The sequence below is a fragment of the Stutzerimonas sp. 21-1 genome, assembly GCF_056336065.1.
The window spans coordinates 3,563,593-3,581,764 of record NZ_CM150500.1 but is presented as its reverse complement, the minus strand read 5'-3'; the positions used below and the strand labels follow the sequence as shown (position 1 = coordinate 3,581,764).

Genomic DNA, 18,172 nt, shown 5'->3' with positions numbered 1-18,172 from the left:
AGCAAGGCGGCTTATATCATCTTCAGTTCGGGAGTGGCACAGCTAGTTGCAGCAGAAGAAGGTAGTCTAACTCTATCGAGTCCCCATCTGAATGCTTGATAGCATCCACGCTAAACGGTTTATCTTGCGTATCGCGGCGGCGGTGTGGGTGAAGACTACCCTGCAGCAATGCTCCTTGATAGTGTGGATCATATCCGCATTGTGCTGGCGGGCGCCATGAGGTGATAAGCATGCTTGGTGACTGCAATACAGGAAGCCCCTCTAGGCCGGCAAGGGCGCTTAAGGGGTTCCTTTGTCGGTGAGTGCGCTATAGCGGGTTTCGGCGAACGAGGGTTGGTGGTGATGCAGGTTAGACTGCTGTTAACGTCGATGCATGTTCGCCTGGGAAAGTTCTGCTTTCGGCTCGCGAGGCGGAGGCCGGCTTGCTCAGGGCCAGCTTTACTTGGCTTTGGCGAAGAATCAATCGGGCTGGTGGCTACTGTGTAGGGCGACTAGCGGATGCAGGGCGTTGCTCGGCTAGGCAAACAGAATTCGGATATTAAACAAAAAACAAGGTAAAGTTCTAAGTTGGGTGAGCTGGCTGCGGCTGGCGGCTGAAGCATTTTGAGCCTAGTGCGGTCAGGATCGGTGTTGCTTTCCACAGCGTTTCATTTTCAAGGTTATGGAGACTGGTTCTTGTGAAAGTTTTGCTGCTTGTGATGGACAAACAGCGCATCAATCTCGATCACCTGTACGAATGTGTTCGCATGGCTATTGGTGATTGCGATATCGTGCGTGTGAGTAACACGCAGCAAAGAAAGCTATGGCTAGTGCTTCGCCAGCGCAAAAGTCGAGCCTATGACCGTATCGTGATTTTCTCCCGATTGAAACGCCTAAGACGCCAGCTTGATGTGTTGCGTTGCATTCCTGGTCTAGTATTTATCGAGCATGACGCCTGCCAAAACTACATGGTGGGAAGCAAGTACTACGGTCGTTATTCCCCTTTTTATGGGAAATTGCCGTGGGCTAAAGTCTTGGTTTCAGGAGTGGGAGTGGCGAAGCGCTTGTGCAGTGAAGGGGTAGATGCGCATTTCGTTTCCAAGGGATACGACGAGCAGCTTATCGTGAGTAAAAATGCGAAGCGAGATATATCGGCCGCTTTCATCGGTAGTGTAAATGGCCACTCCTATGAGAAACGCAAAAGGATGCTGGAGTCCATCGCCGCTAGAAGTGAGTTATTGATAACGCGTACGGAGTCAGGTACGCAGTATGTAGAGCTGCTCAATCGTACCCGTATCTTCGTTAGTGCTGATGTCAGTATGGGTGAGTACATGGTGAAGAACTTTGAAGCCATGGCTGCGGGGTGTGCGCTGTTGGCTTGGAGTCAGGGTGAGGATGAAGATGCAGCTTTGGGCTTTGAAGATGGCAAGAACGTCATGCTTTACAGGTCTGTCGAGGAGGGCGTGGCTAAGCTTGAGCTTCTTAAGAATGATCCAGTTCTCGCAGAGCGCCTCGCCAAGGCGGGGCAGGAATTTGCTCGCCAGCGCTATACCTTCGCACGGGTTGGACAAGATCTAGCGCGGGCAATTCTCGAGCCCATGCGCCCCTGGCCAGGGCTAACCTCCTGGCGGCGGGCATGGGTGTATCTCCGATATGGAATGAGAGTCTAAAATGACTATTAAGCTTTACTGGTGCCGGGGTAAGGGGCGTAGCGACCCGGGTCAGCAGAATTTCGGTGACTATCTGTCGCCTTTGCTGGTGGAGATGTTGGCGTCCAAGCCTGTGGTTTATGCGCCAATAGATCGGGCGGAGATGATGGCCATAGGCTCGATCTTGCCTAGGGAACGTAAAGCCAGGCGTTTTTTTCTACCACATCGCTTGCACATCTGGGGCTCGGGTACGGACGCACCAGGGCTTAGCTTCTCTTCGCGCCATCATTATCATGCCTTACGGGGTACGAAAAGCCGCGAGCAAGTGCTTGGACTCCAGGCTAGCCCTGCATTGGGTGATCCTGGTTTGTTGGCGCAACATTGGTGGGCTGGTCGTGCGAAGCCAGCTAAGAGTTATCGGGTCGGTATTATTCCTCACTATGTGGATCGTCAGCATCCCGCGGTGATTCAGGCGGCGAAAATGCCGGGAGTGATGTTGATCGATGTATTCTGGCCGGTGGAGGATGTGTTGCGAGCAATACTCGCTTGTGATTTCGTACTCTCCTCCAGCATGCACGGACTGATTGTTGCGGATTCATTTGAGGTGCCTAATCGGCGATTGCGTCTTTCGAATGGATTGATCTCCGATTTTAAGTTTGTTGATTACTATTCGGCGTTTTCGATGGAAGAGCCCAAGCCTCTCGGCGATTCTGCACTGCATACCCTTGGGCGGGCGGATATCGCTGAGTTAGTAGGCGAGTATAAGCGTCCGGGATTGCTTGATTTGCAGGCTGGCCTGCTGCGCTCCTTCCCCCGGTATTGAGGTTTTTAATGACGTGGTTTGGTAAGCAGTGGCTGTACTATGGCCCTTGGATGTTCGCCGTACTTTTTGGATTGTTCTGTGTTGCTTTCTATCTTCCGCTTTCTTCGAAGGCGACAAACAACATATTCTATGTTGGCTTAGCTTTACCTTGTTTGGGTTGGTTGTTGTTGAAGCCGAATGCGTTGGTCTTGCTGGTTCGGCCGTTTGGCTGGTTTTTTGTATTGATAATAGCTTTATCAGTGCTGGATGCTAGGGGTGTGGCTGGCTTGAAAAAAGCATTGTATTTGTTGTTGTTTTTTTGTAGCTGCTTGTTGCTGCAGAGGCGACGCTGGGATGTGAACGCGCTGTATGAGGTATGTGCGTGGGTAGGCGTCGGTGTGTTGGCTTTTATTACCGTTGACTGGATATGGATATGGCAGAATAGTGGAAAATTTTTGCGCTACGGCCGTTTCCTTGGTGAACCAATAAATCCGGTACACTTCTCGCTCATCATTAGCAGTGCGATGATTTATATTTGGCTATTTCGATTGGCAGATACGTGCGAACGACGCTCGCCTTGGATGCTATCGGTGGGGTTGTTCTTACTGGTCTGTGCTGTTTTGCTGTGTGCAACTGTTTTCCAGTCCCGCTCAACGTTGGTGGGTTTGGTTCTGTTTTACGTCGGGTATTTAATATACAGGCGCATGATTTTTCTTGGACTGGCAACACTGCTAGCACTGGGGGCACTGGGAGCTCTCTTGTTCTTCGTTGGTGTCGATGAGTTACTTCTGCGGCGAGGCTTTAGTTATCGACTAGATATTTGGCAGGATGCTTGGGGACGCCTAATTGCCGTGTGCGGCTTTTGGACTGGCTGCGGTTCCGATGAATATCTCTTTTTAGGGAGATTCGAGCATCCGCATAGTGGCTATTTTGCCATGCTATACCGCAGCGGCCTGTTTGGGGTTCTGTTGTTCTTTTTGTTTGCGTTGCTGTGGTCTGTTTATGTGCTGCGTGTGCGCTCGAAGTGGTTTCTATTGTCGTTGTTTGGCTGGGGAAGTTTGCTGACAACAAGCAATGGTGTGCTTACCTCGCCGCAGCCCTTGTGGATTTATTTTTGGCTGCCCGTCTTTATGGCGATATTGGATAGTCAGCGAGGCGCAGTAACGAGCTATTTTCAGGAGCGCCGGATCTCATGTACTGCGCAGTCCTGATAATGAGCAATTAGGCTGTCAAGGGGGAAGTCAGTCAATTTGCGCCGGCGCAGGTAGTGCTTTAAGTGTGCGAAATTACGTTGCACCCGCCAGGAACTGAGTGGGTGTCGCTTGAACTGAAGGTCTAGAACATCAATCAGCCCATGTTCGCCGTCTGGAAGCAACAAAATATTTCCCAAGTGAAGCGAGCGAAAATATACTCCGCGCCGATGCAGTCGATATACGAAGTTGGCCAAAGAGGGTATGAGCTGCTGTGCCTTCTGTGGAGCTTGTCGGTAGAGTTGCTCGATGGACTCGCCTGGAAGCGGGCGATATATGCAGGCGCTTAGCCCTGCTTGGCGATCAAGCCAAAGTAGGTCCGTTATCTCAGGAGCTTGAACGCCGACTTGGCGCAGGCGCTCCGCGTTGTAGGCGAAACGGGAGGCCGCAGGCCTCAAGCGCGCCAGCCAACGCTGGCGGCGAGTATGAAATATCTTCAGAAACAAGCCATTTTCTAGCGCCACCACCTTCGGTCCCCGGGCATCCCTCTCCAGAACCTCTCCACTGGCCAACCAATCTTCCAGCTCCTGCGCTGATACAATCCGCATTTCGTTCCTCTAGCCGTCTCATGGGGCTGCCGCAATGGCCAATTCTACCCAGCAATCCAGCGTAAAGGTGTATCTGAGGTTGCTGCGCTATGTACTCCCCTATTGGGGCTTGTTCGCCATCAGCATCCTCGGCTTCCTGCTCTTCGCCTCCACCCAGCCCATGCTGGGCTACATCCTCAAGTTCTTCGTCGATGGGCTGAACAATCCGGACGCCGGTTTTTTTGCCCAGGTGCCTCATCTCAACGAACTGGAGTGGCTGGCCGGGCTGAAGCTGCTGCAGGCGGTGCCCTTGCTGATCGTGGTCATCGCGCTGTTGCAGGGTGTCGGTTCGTTTCTTGGCAACTATTTCCTGGCCCGCGTCTCGCTGGGTTTGGTACATGACCTGCGTGTGGCGCTGTTCAACAACCTGCTGACGCTCCCCAATCGCTACTTCGACAGCCACAACTCTGGACATCTGATCTCGCGCATCACCTACAACGTGACCATGGTGACCGGGGCAGCGACGGATGCGATCAAGGTGGTGGTGCGCGAGGGTATGACAGTGATCTTTCTGTTCGCCACGCTGCTGTGGATGAACTGGAAGCTGACGCTGGTGATGGTGGCGATCCTGCCGGTGATTGGTGTGATGGTGTCCAGTGCCAGCAAGAAATTTCGCAAGCAGAGCAAGAAAATCCAGGTCGCGATGGGGGATGTCACCCATGTGGCTTCGGAAACCATCCAGGGCTACCGGGTAGTGCGCAGTTTCGGTGGCGAGGCCTACGAGCAGGCACGTTTTCTCGGCGCGAGTCAGGACAACACCGGCAAGCAGCTGCGCATGGTCAAGACCAATGCGGTCTATACGCCGACGCTGCAGCTGGTGATCTACAGCGCGATGGCGGTACTAATGTTTCTGGTGCTGTACATGCGCGGTGATGCTTCTGCCGGCGATCTGGTTGCTTACATCACCCTGGCTGGCCTGCTGCCGAAACCGATCCGGCAGCTGTCCGAGGTCAGTTCCACCATACAAAAGGGTGTTTCCGGTGCCGAAAGCATCTTCGAGCAGCTGGACGAAGCCTCGGAAGTCGATGGCGGTACGCTGGAGCGTGAGCGAGTGGCGGGGCGACTGGAGATTAACGGGCTGAGCTTCGTCTATCCGGGCACCGATAAGCAGGTCCTGCACGACATCAGCTTCAATGTCGAGCCGGGGCAGATGGTTGCGCTGGTCGGCCGTTCGGGCAGTGGCAAATCCACCCTGGCCAATCTTATTCCGCGGTTCTACCACCACGATCAAGGGCAGATTCTGCTCGACGGCGTGGATATCGAGGACTACACGCTGCGCAACCTGCGTCGGCATATCGCCCTGGTGACTCAGCAGGTGACCTTGTTCAACGACACTGTCGCCAACAACATCGCCTATGGCGATCTGGCAGGTGCCCCGTTGGAAGACATCCAGCGCGCGGCTCGCGATGCCTACGCGGACGAGTTCATCCAGCAGATGCCACAAGGCTACCAGACGCTGGTTGGCGAGAATGGTGTGTTGCTTTCCGGCGGCCAGCGCCAGCGTCTGGCGATCGCCCGCGCGCTGCTGAAGAACGCGCCGGTATTGATCCTTGACGAGGCGACTTCGGCGCTGGACACCGAATCCGAGCGGCATATCCAGAGCGCGTTGGACCACGCCATGAGTGGCCGCACCACGCTGGTCATCGCCCATCGCCTGAGCACCATCGAGAAGGCCGATCTGATCTTGGTGATGGAGCAGGGGCGTATCGTTGAGCGCGGCAACCATGCGCAGCTGCTGGCGGCGAACGGTGCCTATGCTCGTTTGCACGAGAAGCAGTTCAAGGACGACGAGCCGGCGTGATCCGCGTGTCTGCTGGGCCGCGCGAGCCGCGGCGCGCCGGCATGCTATGATCCGCGGCGTTTTCCAGCGCCCCGGAGCCCTCTCAATGAAGCTGTCCATGCCCCGTTTCGACCAAGCTCCCGTCCTGGTAGTGGGTGACGTCATGCTCGATCGCTATTGGCATGGCGGCACGTCGCGGATTTCGCCGGAGGCGCCGGTGCCGGTGGTCAAGGTCGAGCAGATCGAGGATCGCCCCGGTGGTGCGGCCAACGTTGCGCTGAACATTGCTGCACTGGGCGCGCCTGCCCAGTTGGTCGGCGTGACCGGCGAGGACGAGGCGCGTCAGAGCCTGGTCGACAGCCTCGCAGCCGCCGGCGTTGAAGCGCATTTCCAATGCATCGAGCACCAGCCGACCATCGTCAAGCTGCGCGTCATGAGCCGCCATCAGCAATTGCTGCGCATGGATTTCGAGGAACCGTTCGATACCGATCCGGCGGCGCTGCTAGCCGAGGTCGAGGCGCTGTTGGCCGGGGTAAAGGTGCTGGTGCTGTCCGATTACGGCAAGGGAGCGCTGAAGAATCATCAGGCGTTGATCCAGGCGGCGCGCCGCCGCGGGATTCCGGTGCTGGCCGATCCCAAGGGCATGGATTTCGAGATCTATCGCGGTGCGTCGCTGATCACGCCGAACCTCGGCGAGTTCGAGGCGATCGTCGGGCATTGCGCCGATGAGGCCGAGCTGGTCGCCAAGGGCGCCGAGCTGATGCGCCGCCTGCAGCTGGACGCTCTGCTGGTGACCCGTGGCGAGCACGGCATGACCCTGCTGCGCCCCGACCACGCCGCGCTGCATCTGCCGGCGCGCGCGCGCGAGGTATTCGATGTGACTGGCGCCGGCGATACCGTGATTTCCACACTGGCCGCTGCGCTGGCCGCCGGTGCCGAGCTGCCGCAGGCCGTGGCGTTGGCTAACCTGGCCGCCAGCATCGTGGTCGCCAAGCTGGGCACCGCCTGTGTCAGCGCGCCGGAGCTACGCCGCGCGATCCAGCGCGAGGAAGGCTCCGGGCGCGGCATGATGACGGTCGAGCAACTGCTCACCGTGGTCGAGGATGCCCGCGCCCAGGGCGAGAAGATCGTTTTCACCAACGGCTGCTTCGACATCCTGCACGCCGGCCACGTGACCTATCTGGAGCAGGCGCGCGCTCAGGGCGACCGGCTGATCGTCGCGGTCAACGACGACGCCTCGGTCAGTCGCCTGAAGGGGCCGGGCCGCCCGATCAACAGTGTCGACCGGCGCATGGCGGTGCTCGCCGGCCTGGAGGCGGTGGATTGGGTGGTGTGCTTCTCCGAAGACACGCCGGAGAACCTGCTGGCGCAGGTACGCCCCGATGTGCTGGTCAAGGGTGGCGACTACGGTGTCGATCAGGTGGTCGGCGCCGAGCTGGTCCGCGCCTATGGCGGCGAGGTGCGTGTGCTGGGGCTGGTAGAGAACAGCTCCACCACCGCCATTGTCGAGAAGATTCGCAAGGCCTAGCGGCCGCGGCCGTGCCGCCGCCACTCAGCGGGCGACAGCCAGGGCGCGGCCGGCCCACCAGTCCTTCCAGCCAATGCGCTCGTCGCGCACTACCCAGCCGTCCTGCGGCGCGAAACTTTCCGACAGCCACAGCCCGCGGGTCGCCACCGGGCTCAGGCGGCCGCTACGCAGCTGCAGCAGCTGCTCCTGCGGTTCGCCATGCCGCAGCGGAATCAGATAGAGATCGGCCTGACTGCGATCCAGACGGGCAACCAGCTCGCCGTCCTCGAGACGCTCGTCGACATGGAACAGGCTTGGCCGATGCACGTCCTTCGGCACTTCCAGACGCATGTCGTAAACCAGCTGCAGCGAGGCCGTAGGCAGGTGCACGTATGCACGCGGACGTTCCATCAGCACCCGCTCGCCGCAGTGCACCGGCCGCGTGGCGCCGGTCAGCGAGGCGAGCGCGAAGTGCGGCGTTTCGCGGTACTGCAGCGGGCCTTCATACGGCGTTGGCAGCCAGGTATCGCCGAAGCGGCCGCTCAGCCAGCCTTCCGGGGTTTCCAGCAGGCATTCCTCGGCGATTTCCTGGATGGCGGTGAGCAGCGGCAGATTGAGTTCGTGAGCCGGCACGTAGCCGGAGATCAGCTTGAGTACCACGTCGCCGCGATCCAGCCGTTGCTGGCGTACCAGCACCCAGTATTCGCGATCCTGCCAGTCGAGGGTGAGGCGCACCGAAACGCCCAGATTGGCCAGCTCGAGGGCGAAGCGGTGGGTGCTGGGGACCTCGACCGGACGCCGACGCTCGATGACTTCGCCGAAGTTCAGCGGCCGGCCCAGGCTCTGGTAGTTGAGGCGGTCCGGGTTGGCCTCGACGTACAGCGGCAGCGTCTTGAAGGCGGTGGGGCTCTTGCGCAGCAGAACGGTCGGCATGCGGTTCCTCCTGGCGGCGAGTTTCGGCGGTAGCGGCCTCGGGCGGAGGAGACAGCCTAGCCCAGGCGGATCTCAGTTGCCCGTCAGTACGGCGGCGGCGGTGCGCACGTTGTCGGTCAGATGCTTCGGGTTGATGGTGCCGATGATCGCCGCGCCGACGCCGGGATGGCCGAACAGCAACTCGAAGCTGCGTCGCACCGGGTCCTCGCCCGGTCGCAGGCAGGCGTGGCCGCTGGCCAGCGCCTTCTTGATCAAGATGCCCTTGGCGTGGGCGGCGGCGTAGTCGAGCACCGGGCGTTCGGCCTGCTCGTTGAGGTTGTAGGTGACCATCGCGCAATCGCCGTCCTGCAGCGCCAGCAGGCCGCCCTCGACGGTCTTGCCGGACAGCCCGTAGGCGAGAATCTTGCCCTCGCGCTTGAGCTCGGCGAGTGTCTGGTAGACCTCGGCGTGGCGCAGGATATCCACGTCGTTGCCGTCCGAGTGCACCAGCACCAGGTCGATGCGGTCGGTGCGCAGGCGCGCGAGGCTGCGGTCCACCGAGAAGCGCGTGTGCGCGGCGGAGAAATCGAAGCGCGACTGGCCGTTGTCGAACTCCTCGCCGACCTTGCTGACGATCACCCAGTCGTCGCGCTGGCCGGCCAGCAACGGCCCCAGGCGTTCCTCGCTGACGCCGTAGGCCGGTGCGGTGTCGATCAGGTTGATGCCCAGCTCGCGAGCGAGCGCCAGCAGTCGGCGCGCCTGCGCGTCGTCGGGAATGGCGAAGCCGCTGGGGTATTTCACGCCCTGGTCGCGGCCCAGCTTGACCGTGCCGAGGCCCAGCGGGGAGATCGTCAGCCCGGTGCTGCCGAGCGGCCGATGCAGGTCATGCAGCGTCGTGCTCATAGCAGACCTTCCCAGAACGGGCCGCTGACCGGCGGTCGCGGCAGCGCCGGCAGTGGCGGATGGTTGCCCGGGCGGATGCCGTCGCGGGCGAGGGCCGCTTCGACGCGGTCGGAGAAGTCCGGTGACAGTGCCAGCTTGGTCGGCCAGCCGACCAGCAGTCGGTCCTGTTCGGCAAGGAAGGCGTTGTCCGGGCGCGCCAGGCTGGACTGTGCCGGCTCGGCGCGGTCGATCCGCAGCGTGGCCCAGCGCGCGGCGGACAGGTCGATCCACGGCACCAGTTCGGCCAGTTCCTGTTGTGCTGCGGCGATCTGCGCGGCCTCGTCGCGCGCCACGCCGGCGGCTTCGGCCAGGTCGCCGCCGAGATACCAGACCCATTCGCCGTCTGCGGCCGGATGGCTGGTCACGGTGATCCGCGGCTTGCTGCCACCGCCCAGGCAATGCGCGTAGAGCGGCTTGAGCGTCGGCGCCTTGAGCATGACCATGTGCAGCGGTCGGCGCTGCATGGCCGGCTGCTGCAGGCCGACGGCGGCGAGCAGTTCGGCGGTGCCGCCGCCGGCGCTGAAGACGATGCGTTGTGCGCGGATGGCGCGACCGTCGACGCGCAGGCCGACCAGCTCGCCGCCCTCGCGCAGCGGCTCGATCCGCTCACCGGCCAGCAGGCTGTCGCCGGCCAGTTCCGCCAGGCGAACGATCAGGCTCGGCACGTCAAGCACCAGCTCGCTGAGGCGGTACACCTTGCCCTTGAACTGCGGATGCTGCAGCGCCGGCGGCAGCGCGTCGCCCTTCACCTGACCGACCCGCGAGCGCACCGCCTTGCTGGCGAAGAAGCTGGTGAGATTGCCGGCCAGCGTGCCGGGCGACCACAGGTAGTGCGCATCGGACAGCAGCCGCGCGCCGCTCAGATCCAGCTCGCCCTGGCCGTCGAGTGCCTCGCGCCAGCGCCGCGGCATGTCGGCGATGGCTTCCGAGGCGCCGGTCAGCGCGCCGTGCAGCGCGTACTTGGTGCCGCCGTGGATGATGCCTTGCGATTTCACGCTCTGCCCGCCGCCCAGCGCGCCCTTGTCGACGAGCAGGGTGGCGAAGCCCAGGCGGCGCAGGCGGGCATTGAGCCAGAGACCGGCGACACCGCCGCCGACGATGAGAACGTCGGTGCTGAGGGATTCGGACATGGCGCGACCTCGCAAGAAAACAGGGCGGCAGTATAACTGGCGACGGCATTGGCGCAGCCACCGGCTGGGGGGTTGCCGTGCCCGTCGGCCGGATTTGCCGCGTCGGGCATGCGCGCCGCACCCGCCGCCGTGACGGGCGTTTGTGCTACCGCCGGCCTCCGTTTTGCGGCGGTTTCCGCTACCATGCCGCTTTCGTTGCGCCGGGACAGAAGCGATGGAGTTCCTGCTGTATCTGCTGTTGGGAAGCGGTGCCGGCGTGCTGGCCGGGCTGTTCGGCGTGGGCGGCGGGTTGATCATCGTGCCGGTGCTGGTACTCAGCTTCGGTGCACAGGGCTTTTCGCCGGAGGTGCTGACGCATCTGGCGGTCGGCACATCGCTGGCCACCATCGTTTTCACGTCGATCAATTCGATTCTGACCCATCACCGCAAGGGCGCGGTGCGCTGGCCGATGGTGCTGTGGATGACCGTCGGCATCCTGCTCGGCGCGGCGCTCGGCAGCCTGACGGCCGCGGCGATCCAGGGACCGATGCTGCAGCGCATCATCGGCATCTTCGCCATCGTGATGGCGGTGCAGATGGCCTTCGACCTGCGTCCCAAGGCCAGCACCGGCCAGCCCGGCAAGGTCGGGTTGTCGCTCGCCGGCGCGGTGATCGGCTGGGCGTCGGCGATCTTCGGTATCGGCGGCGGTTCGCTGTCGGTGCCCTACCTGTCCTGGCGCGGCCTGCCGATGCAGCAGGCAGTGGCGACCTCGGCGGCATGCGGCCTGCCGATCGCCCTGGCCGGGGCAATCAGTTTCATTGTTGTCGGCTGGCAGACGCCCGACCTTCCCGAGTGGAGTCTGGGCTTTGTCTATCTGCCGGCAGTGCTCGGTATCGCGGCGACGAGCATGTTCTTCGCCCGCCTCGGTGCCCGGCTGGCGCATCGCCTGTCGCCGCGCGTGTTGCGGCTGCTGTTCGCGCTGCTGCTGCTGAGCGTCGGTACCCATTTCTTGATTTGAGGAATCACCATGCTGGCTTACCCGCAGATTGATCCGGTGGCGGTCGCCATCGGTCCGTTGCAGATTCACTGGTACGGGCTGATGTACCTGATCGGCATCGGCGGCGCCTGGTGGCTGGCGTCCGGGCGCGTCGCGCGCTTCGCCCCCGAATGGCCGAAGGACAAGCTTTCCGACCTGGTGTTCTGGGTGGCGATGGGGGTGATCGTCGGTGGCCGCCTGGGCTATGTGCTGTTCTACGACCTGGCCGCTTACCTCAATCAGCCGAGCCTGATCCTGCAGGTATGGAAGGGCGGGATGTCGTTCCACGGCGGGTTGCTCGGCGTGCTGCTGTGCACCTGGATCTTCGCCCGGCGCAACGGCAAGAGCTTCTTCGAGCTGATGGACTTCATCGCGCCGCTGGTGCCGATCGGCCTGGGCGCGGGGCGCATCGGCAACTTCATCAACGCCGAGCTGTGGGGCAAGGCGACCGACGTGCCCTGGGCCATGGTCTTCCCGACCGATCCGCAGCAGCTGGCGCGGCACCCGTCGCAGCTCTACCAGTTCGCTCTGGAAGGCGTGGCGCTGTTCGTCATCCTCTGGTTCTACTCGCGCAAGCCGCGCCCCACGATGGCGGTTTCCGGCCTGTTCGCGGTCTGTTATGGCATCTTCCGTTTCATCGTCGAGTTCGTCCGCGTGCCGGATGCGCAGCTGGGCTACCTGGCCTTCGGCTGGCTGACGATGGGGCAGGTGCTCTGCGTGCCGATGATTCTGCTGGGCGTCGGCATGATCGCCTGGGCCTACAAGCACAACCCGCGCAAGGCCATCGCCTGACCGTCCGGCTCCGCCGGCGCGACAAGCGCGGCGGGGCCTCTTACCATTGCCCCTTTTTCCAGTTCCGAGCCCGCGATGAAACAGTACCTCGACCTCATGCGCCACGTGCGCGAGCACGGCACCTTCAAGAGCGACCGCACCGGCACCGGCACCTATTCGGTGTTCGGCTACCAGATGCGTTTCAACCTGGCCGACGGCTTCCCGCTGGTGACCACCAAGAAGTGCCACCTGCGCTCGATCATTCACGAGCTGCTGTGGTTCCTGAAGGGCGACACCAACATCGGCTATCTGAAGGACAACGGCGTATCGATCTGGGACGAGTGGGCCGACGAGAACGGCGACCTCGGCCCGGTCTACGGCTATCAGTGGCGCAGCTGGCCGGGGCCGAACGGTGAGTCGGTCGACCAGATCGCCAACCTGCTGGAGATGATCAAAAAGAACCCGGATTCGCGCCGGCTGATCGTCTCGGCGTGGAACCCGGCCCTGGTCGAGCAGGCCGCGCTGCCGCCCTGCCATGCGCTGTTCCAGTTCTACGTCGCCGACGGCAAGTTGAGCTGCCAGCTGTACCAGCGCTCGGCCGACATCTTCCTCGGCGTGCCATTCAACATCGCCAGTTACGCGCTGCTGACGCTGATGATCGCCCAGGTCTGCGGCCTGCAGCCCGGCGAGTTCATCTGGAGCGGCGGCGACTGCCACCTCTACGCCAACCATCTGGAACAGGCCGATCTGCAGCTGTCGCGCGAGCCGCTGCCATTGCCGACGATGAAACTCAACCCCGCCGTGCAGGACCTGTTCGCCTTCCGCTTCGAGGATTTCGAGCTGGTCGGCTACCAGAGCCATCCGCACATCAAGGCGCCAGTCGCCGTCTGACGTGCGCGGCGGCCGCCGGCGGCCTCAATCCTCGTCGTCGCGCCGGGTCAGCCGGCGACCGAGGCGCGAGGCATAGAATTCGCCGATCATGCCGCGGCGGAACACCAGCACGCAGACCATGAAGATGACCCCGGTGACCAGCGTCACCGGCAGCTCCGACGTGGCGAAGTAATTGCCCAGCCCCGTGACCAGCGCCGCGCCGAATGCCGGGCCGATCAGCGTGCCGATGCCGCCGAGCAGGGTCATCAGCACCACCTCGCCGGACATCTGCCAGCTGACGTCGGTGAGCGTGGCGAACTGGAACACCAGCGCCTTGAGCCCGCCGGCCAGCCCCGCCAGCGCCGCCGACATGACGAACGCGCCGAGCTTGTAGCGCGCCACCGAATAGCCGAGCGAGATCGCGCGGTTCTCGTTCTCGCGGATCGAACGCAGGATCATGCCGTACGGCGAGTGGATCACCCGCCAGATCACCAGCAGGCCGGCGAGGAACACCGTCAGCACGAAGAAGTACATGTACAGCGGCTCGGCCAGATCGAGCAGGCCGAACAGGCGGCCGCGCGGGATGTTCTGGATGCCGTCCTCGCCGTGGGTGAATGGCGCCTGCAGGCAGAAGAAGAAAAACATCTGCGACAGCGCCAGGGTGATCATCGTCGAGTAGATGCCCTGGCGGCGGATCGCCAGGAAGCCGATCACCAGCCCGAGCAGCGCGGCGCCAGCAACGCCGACCAGGATGCCCAATTCCGGCGTCAGCCCCCACTCCTTCACCGCATGAGCGGTGAAATACGCTCCGCCGCCGAAGAACGCCGCGTGCCCGAACGAGAGGATGCCGGTGTAGCCGAGCAGCAGGTTGAAGGCGCAGGCGAACAGCGCGAAGCACAGCACCTTCATGATGAAGATCGGATAGAAGTAGAACGGCGCCAGCACCAGCGCCAGCACCCCGACGCCGATCAGTACGGTTTCCAGGCGCAGCGCCGGGCGCCTGCTGGTGACGATGCGGGTTTGGCTGTTCATCCGGCGTCCCTCCCCATCAGGCCGGCGGGGCGCACCAGCAGTACGATCGCCATGATCACGAAGATCACGATGTTGGAGGCTTCGGGATAGAACACCTTGGTCAGCCCTTCGAGGATGCCGAGCATGTAGCCGGTGATGATTGCGCCGAGGATCGAGCCCATGCCGCCGACCACCACCACGGCGAACACCACGATGATCAGGTTCGAACCCATCAGCGGGCTGACCTGATAGATCGGCGCGGCGAGCATGCCGGCCAGCCCGGCCAATGCCGCGCCCATGCCGTAGGTGAAGGTCAAGAGCAGCGGCACGTTGATGCCGAAGGTGCGCACCAGCGTCGGGTTCTCGGTGGCCGCGCGCAGGTAGGCGCCCAGCTTGGTTTTCTCGATCAGCAGCCAGCTGGCGATACAGATCACCAAGGATGCCAGCACCACCCAGGCGCGGTACTTGGGCAGGAACATGAAGCCCAGGTTGTAGCCACCGGCCAGTTCCTTCGGCACCGCATAGGGTTGCCCGGACGAGCCGTAGAAGTAGCGGAACGCGCCTTCCATCGCCAGCGCCAGACCGAAGGTGAACAGCAGTCCGTAGAGGTGATCGAGGTTGTACAGCCGCGACAGCGCCAGCCGCTCGATCAGCGCGCTGACCAGGCCGACGATCAGCGGCGCGAGAATCAGCGCCGGCCAGTAGCCGATGCCCAGTGTGGCCAGCAGCAGGTAGCCGGCGAAGGCGCCGATCATGTACTGCGCGCCGTGGGCGAAATTGATGATCTTCAGCATGCCGAAGATGATCGCCAGCCCCAGGCTGAGCATGGCGTAGAACGACCCGTTGATCAGGCCGATCAGCAGCTGGCCGAGAAAGGCCTGGATCGGTACGTCGAAGATCGTCGTCATCAGACCCCCAGGGCGTCGTTGAGCGTCGCCATGCGCCCGGGCAGTTCGGCGACGGCGAAGCGGTCGATCACCGTGCCGTGGTCGACCACGTAGAAGCGGTCGGCGACCTTGCTGGCGAAGCGGAAGTTCTGTTCCACCAGCAGGATGGTCATGCCGCGCTGCTTGAGCGTCTGCAGCACCTCGCCGATGCGCTGGACGATCACCGGCGCCAGGCCTTCGGTGGGCTCGTCGAGCAGCAGCAGGCGCGCGCCGGTGCGCAGGATGCGCGCCATCGCCAGCATCTGCTGCTCGCCGCCGGAGAGCTTGGTACCGGGGCTTTTGCGGCGCTCTTCGAGGTTGGGGAACAACTGGTAGATCTCCGCCAGCGTCATGCCGCCCTTGGCGATCACCGGCGGCAGGGTCAGGTTCTCCTCCACCGTGAGGGTGGCGAAGATGCCGCGCTCCTCCGGCACGTAGCCGATGCCGTGGCGCGCGGTGCGATGCAGCGGCACGTGCAGCATGTCCTTGCCGTCAAAGCGGATGCTGCCGCTGCGCTTGCGGATGATGCCGACGATCGCGCGCAGCGCGGTGGTCTTGCCCACGCCGTTGCGCCCGAGCAGGGTCACGGTTTCGCCCTGCTGCACGTCCAGGTCGATGCCGTGCAGCGCATGGCTCTCGCCATACCAAGCGTTGAGGTCGCGCACGCTGAGCAGCGCTTCAGTCATCTTCGGTCCCCATGTAGGCCACCCGCACGCGCTCGTCCTGACTGACGCTGCGGTAATCGCCGGAGGTGAGAATTTCGCCGCGTTGCAGCACGGTCACCTGATGGCAGAGATCGGCGACCACCTTGAGGTTGTGCTCGACCATCAGCACCGCGCGCTCGGTGGCCACCTGACGGATGATCTCCGCGACCGTGTGCACGTCCTCGTGGCCCATGCCGGCCAGCGGTTCGTCGAGCAGCAGCACCCGGGGCTCCAGCGCCAGGGTGGTGGCCAGCTCCAGCACCCGCTTGCGCCCGTAGGACAGATCGGCCGCCGGCTCATGACGACGGTCGGCCAGCCCCACGGATTCGAGCAGCTGCATGGCGCGGCCGTTGAGCCGGTTGAGCGAGCGCAGCGGCAGCCAGCACTGGCTGGCCAGGCCGTTCGGGCGCTGCAACGCCACGCGCACGTTATCCAGCACGGAGAGGTGCGGGAACACCGCGGAGATCTGGAACGAGCGCACCAGCCCCATGCGCGCCACCTTGGCCGGATCGGTGCGGGTGATGTCCTGATCGAGCAGGTGGATGCTGCCGCTGGTCGGTTGCAGGAACTTGGTCAGCAGGTTGAACACCGTGGTCTTGCCCGCGCCGTTGGGCCCGATCAGCGCATGCACCCGCGCGTGGCGCACGTCGAGGTCGACGTTGTTGACCGCGACAAAGCCGCCGAACTCCTTGCGCAGGCCACGCGCCGCGAGCAGCACCGGATGCTCCTGCGGCGTCGCGAGCGCCTCTGGCCGTGCTGCCGCTGCACTCATTGCCCGACCAGCTCGCAGCCGCTGTCGGCCGGCTTGAGGTAGGCCTCGTCGCCCGGCACGGTGGCCAGCACCTTGTAGTAATCCCAGTCGCGCTTGCTTTCCTCCGGCTTCTTCACCTCCATCAGGTAGACGTCGCTGATCAGCCGGCCGTTGGCGCCGACCTTGGCGTTGCGCGCGAAGACGTCGTCCACCGGCAGCTCGTGCATCGCCTTGGCCACCGGCTCGGTGGCGTCGGTGCCGGCCTTCTCGATCGCCTTGAGGTACTGCATGACGCCGGAATAGGTGCCGGCATGGACCATGTTCGGCATGCGCCCGGTGCGCTTGAAGAAACGCTCGCCGAACTCGCGGGACTTGTCGTCGCGGTCCCAGTAGAAGCTCTCGGTCAGGGTCAGGCCCTGGGCGGCGTCCAGGCCCAGGCCGTGCACTTCGGCGAGGGTGAAGAGCAGCGCGGCGAGGCGCTGACCGCCGGCGACGATGCCGAACTCGGCGGCCTGCTTGATGCTGTTGGCGGTGTCCAGACCCGCGTTGGCGAGGCCGATGACCTTGGCCCCGGAGGATTGCGCCTGCAGGAGGAACGAGGAGTAATCGGTGCTCGCCAGCGGATGGCGCACCGCGCCCTTGACCTCGCCCCCCTTGGATTTAACGAACTTGGAGGTCTGTTCCTCCAGCGAATAGCCGAAAGCGTAGTCGGCGGTCAGGAAGTACCAGCTGTCGCCGCCCTGGGACACCAGCGCACCGCCGGTGCCGACCGCCAGCGCGTGGGTGTCGTAGGCCCAGTGGAAGCCGTAGGGCGAGCACTGCTTGCCGGTCAGCTCGGTGGTGGCGGCGCCGGTGACCAGGTTGATCTTCTTCTTGCTCTTGGAGATGCCCTGCACCGCCAGCGCAACGGAGGAGGTGGTCAGCTCCATGATCGCGTCCACCTGCTCGCGGTCGTACCACTGCCGCGCGATGTTGGAGGCGATGTCCGGCTTGTTCTGGTGATCGGCGGTGACGACCTCGATCGGCACGCCCTGTATCTTGCCGCCGAAATCCTCGGCGGCCATCTTCGCCGCCTCGTACGACCATTTGCCGCCGAAGTCGGCATACACCCCGGACTGGTCGTTAAGGATGCCGATCTTCACCTTGCCGTCGGACATCTCGGCGGCGGATGCCGGGATGGCGAGTGCGGCCGCGAGGGTTGCTGTTGCGATGTCGGATAGTCTCATGCAGGTCTCCTTACGTGCGGAGCCGCGGCGCAGGTGGTTTCACCGGCCCGGCAGGGAAGGGAATCGAAGCGGCAAGCAGGCTGGCGCCCAGCGGCGGCCGCGCAGGCCCACGAGCCACGGCGCGGCTGGGGCGCAGACTGGAACGGGTGGATGACGTAATAGCGAGGCAGCGCTCGCTCGGAGGCGGCGCGTCGGTGCGGCGCGTCGGCATTCGCGACGCAGCGCAGGGGGTGGCGGTGCCGGCCCTGACGATGGCGCATCTGCAATCCTTTGTTGTTCTTATTCGGTAGAGCTAACCGTAGCAGGGGATCGTACGGGCGCAACCGGGCAGGACGTGTGGCGCGTATCGCGCCGCCACCG

Annotated in this window: 17 protein-coding genes; 8 read left to right on the top strand and 9 right to left on the bottom strand. The window is 63.0% G+C overall.

The window, feature by feature from the left end; all coding sequences use genetic code 11:
- Nucleotides 1–677: 677 nt before the first annotated feature.
- The 3 genes from AC0ZJQ_RS17220 to AC0ZJQ_RS17210 are packed head-to-tail and all read left to right on the top strand — an operon-like array spanning nt 678 to nt 3,641.
- Nucleotides 678–1,649 (top strand): glycosyltransferase family protein, encoded by a 972-nt coding sequence (locus tag AC0ZJQ_RS17220; protein ID WP_237262651.1) that lies wholly within the window; start codon nt 678–680, stop codon nt 1,647–1,649.
- Nucleotide 1,650: 1 nt separating this feature from the next.
- A complete protein-coding gene (locus AC0ZJQ_RS17215) occupies nt 1,651–2,451 on the top strand; it encodes a polysaccharide pyruvyl transferase family protein (RefSeq protein WP_237262650.1) in 801 nt (266 codons plus the stop codon).
- Between the two features lie 8 nt (nt 2,452–2,459).
- Nucleotides 2,460–3,641 carry a hypothetical protein gene (locus AC0ZJQ_RS17210; RefSeq protein ID WP_237262649.1) on the top strand — a complete coding sequence of 394 codons (1,182 nt, stop codon included), beginning with the start codon at nt 2,460–2,462 and terminating at the stop codon, nt 3,639–3,641.
- On the opposite strand, the gene AC0ZJQ_RS17205 is transcribed toward AC0ZJQ_RS17210, so the two are convergent.
- Entirely contained in the window at nt 3,605–4,228 is a 624-nt protein-coding gene (locus AC0ZJQ_RS17205) for a lipopolysaccharide kinase InaA family protein (protein ID WP_237262648.1), read from the bottom strand. The genes AC0ZJQ_RS17210 and AC0ZJQ_RS17205 overlap by 37 nt on opposite strands.
- Before the next feature lie 34 nt (nt 4,229–4,262).
- Here AC0ZJQ_RS17205 and msbA point away from each other — a divergent pair, with 34 nt between their 5' ends.
- The gene (msbA, locus tag AC0ZJQ_RS17200) at nt 4,263–6,068 is read left to right on the top strand and encodes a lipid A export permease/ATP-binding protein MsbA (protein WP_237262647.1); all 1,806 of its coding nucleotides are present in this window, start codon (nt 4,263–4,265) and stop codon (nt 6,066–6,068) included.
- 85 nt (nt 6,069–6,153) lie between these two features.
- A complete protein-coding gene (gene hldE, locus AC0ZJQ_RS17195) occupies nt 6,154–7,575 on the top strand; it encodes a bifunctional D-glycero-beta-D-manno-heptose-7-phosphate kinase/D-glycero-beta-D-manno-heptose 1-phosphate adenylyltransferase HldE (RefSeq protein WP_476476990.1) in 1,422 nt (473 codons plus the stop codon).
- A 24-nt stretch (nt 7,576–7,599) separates the two neighbouring features.
- Here hldE and AC0ZJQ_RS17190 read toward each other — a convergent pair whose 3' ends face one another.
- From AC0ZJQ_RS17190 to AC0ZJQ_RS17180, 3 genes are all read right to left on the bottom strand, one after another.
- The gene (locus tag AC0ZJQ_RS17190) at nt 7,600–8,487 is read right to left on the bottom strand and encodes a metal ABC transporter ATPase (RefSeq protein ID WP_237262645.1); all 888 of its coding nucleotides are present in this window, start codon (nt 8,485–8,487) and stop codon (nt 7,600–7,602) included.
- Between the two features lie 72 nt (nt 8,488–8,559).
- Nucleotides 8,560–9,369 carry an aldo/keto reductase gene (locus AC0ZJQ_RS17185; protein ID WP_237262644.1) on the bottom strand — a complete coding sequence of 270 codons (810 nt, stop codon included), beginning with the start codon at nt 9,367–9,369 and terminating at the stop codon, nt 8,560–8,562.
- Complete coding sequence (locus AC0ZJQ_RS17180; protein WP_237262643.1) at nt 9,366–10,538, bottom strand: NAD(P)/FAD-dependent oxidoreductase; 1,173 nt, start codon at nt 10,536–10,538, stop codon at nt 9,366–9,368. The genes AC0ZJQ_RS17185 and AC0ZJQ_RS17180 overlap by 4 nt, the downstream gene beginning before the upstream one ends.
- 214 nt (nt 10,539–10,752) lie before the next feature.
- On the opposite strand from AC0ZJQ_RS17180, the gene AC0ZJQ_RS17175 reads away from it, so the two are divergent.
- The 3 genes from AC0ZJQ_RS17175 to AC0ZJQ_RS17165 all read left to right on the top strand — a co-directional run bounded on the left by AC0ZJQ_RS17175 (nt 10,753) and on the right by AC0ZJQ_RS17165 (nt 13,215).
- The gene (locus AC0ZJQ_RS17175; RefSeq protein WP_314018122.1) at nt 10,753–11,535 is read left to right on the top strand and encodes a sulfite exporter TauE/SafE family protein; all 783 of its coding nucleotides are present in this window, start codon (nt 10,753–10,755) and stop codon (nt 11,533–11,535) included.
- Between the two features lie 9 nt (nt 11,536–11,544).
- Nucleotides 11,545–12,345, top strand: coding sequence for a prolipoprotein diacylglyceryl transferase (lgt, locus tag AC0ZJQ_RS17170; protein WP_008569565.1), 801 nt, complete (start codon nt 11,545–11,547; stop codon nt 12,343–12,345).
- 75 nt (nt 12,346–12,420) lie between these two features.
- Nucleotides 12,421–13,215 carry a thymidylate synthase gene (locus AC0ZJQ_RS17165; RefSeq protein ID WP_008569566.1) on the top strand — a complete coding sequence of 265 codons (795 nt, stop codon included), beginning with the start codon at nt 12,421–12,423 and terminating at the stop codon, nt 13,213–13,215.
- Between the two features lie 24 nt (nt 13,216–13,239).
- Here AC0ZJQ_RS17165 and AC0ZJQ_RS17160 read toward each other — a convergent pair whose 3' ends face one another.
- Genes AC0ZJQ_RS17160 through AC0ZJQ_RS17140 form a run of 5 tightly spaced genes read right to left on the bottom strand, consistent with a single transcriptional unit; the run spans nt 13,240 to nt 17,812 of the window.
- Nucleotides 13,240–14,226 (bottom strand): branched-chain amino acid ABC transporter permease, encoded by a 987-nt coding sequence (locus tag AC0ZJQ_RS17160; RefSeq protein WP_476476989.1) that lies wholly within the window; start codon nt 14,224–14,226, stop codon nt 13,240–13,242.
- Nucleotides 14,223–15,113 (bottom strand): branched-chain amino acid ABC transporter permease, encoded by an 891-nt coding sequence (locus AC0ZJQ_RS17155; RefSeq protein WP_476476988.1) that lies wholly within the window; start codon nt 15,111–15,113, stop codon nt 14,223–14,225. The genes AC0ZJQ_RS17160 and AC0ZJQ_RS17155 overlap by 4 nt, the downstream gene beginning before the upstream one ends.
- Nucleotides 15,113–15,817: an ABC transporter ATP-binding protein gene (locus AC0ZJQ_RS17150; protein ID WP_155550786.1), complete on the bottom strand. Its 705-nt coding sequence runs from the start codon at nt 15,815–15,817 to the stop codon at nt 15,113–15,115. The genes AC0ZJQ_RS17155 and AC0ZJQ_RS17150 overlap by 1 nt, the downstream gene beginning before the upstream one ends.
- Nucleotides 15,810–16,607 carry an ABC transporter ATP-binding protein gene (locus AC0ZJQ_RS17145; RefSeq protein ID WP_165593758.1) on the bottom strand — a complete coding sequence of 266 codons (798 nt, stop codon included), beginning with the start codon at nt 16,605–16,607 and terminating at the stop codon, nt 15,810–15,812. The genes AC0ZJQ_RS17150 and AC0ZJQ_RS17145 overlap by 8 nt, the downstream gene beginning before the upstream one ends.
- Nucleotides 16,604–17,812: an ABC transporter substrate-binding protein gene (locus AC0ZJQ_RS17140; RefSeq protein WP_476476987.1), complete on the bottom strand. Its 1,209-nt coding sequence runs from the start codon at nt 17,810–17,812 to the stop codon at nt 16,604–16,606. The genes AC0ZJQ_RS17145 and AC0ZJQ_RS17140 overlap by 4 nt, the downstream gene beginning before the upstream one ends.
- Between the last annotated feature and the right edge of the window lie 360 nt (nt 17,813–18,172).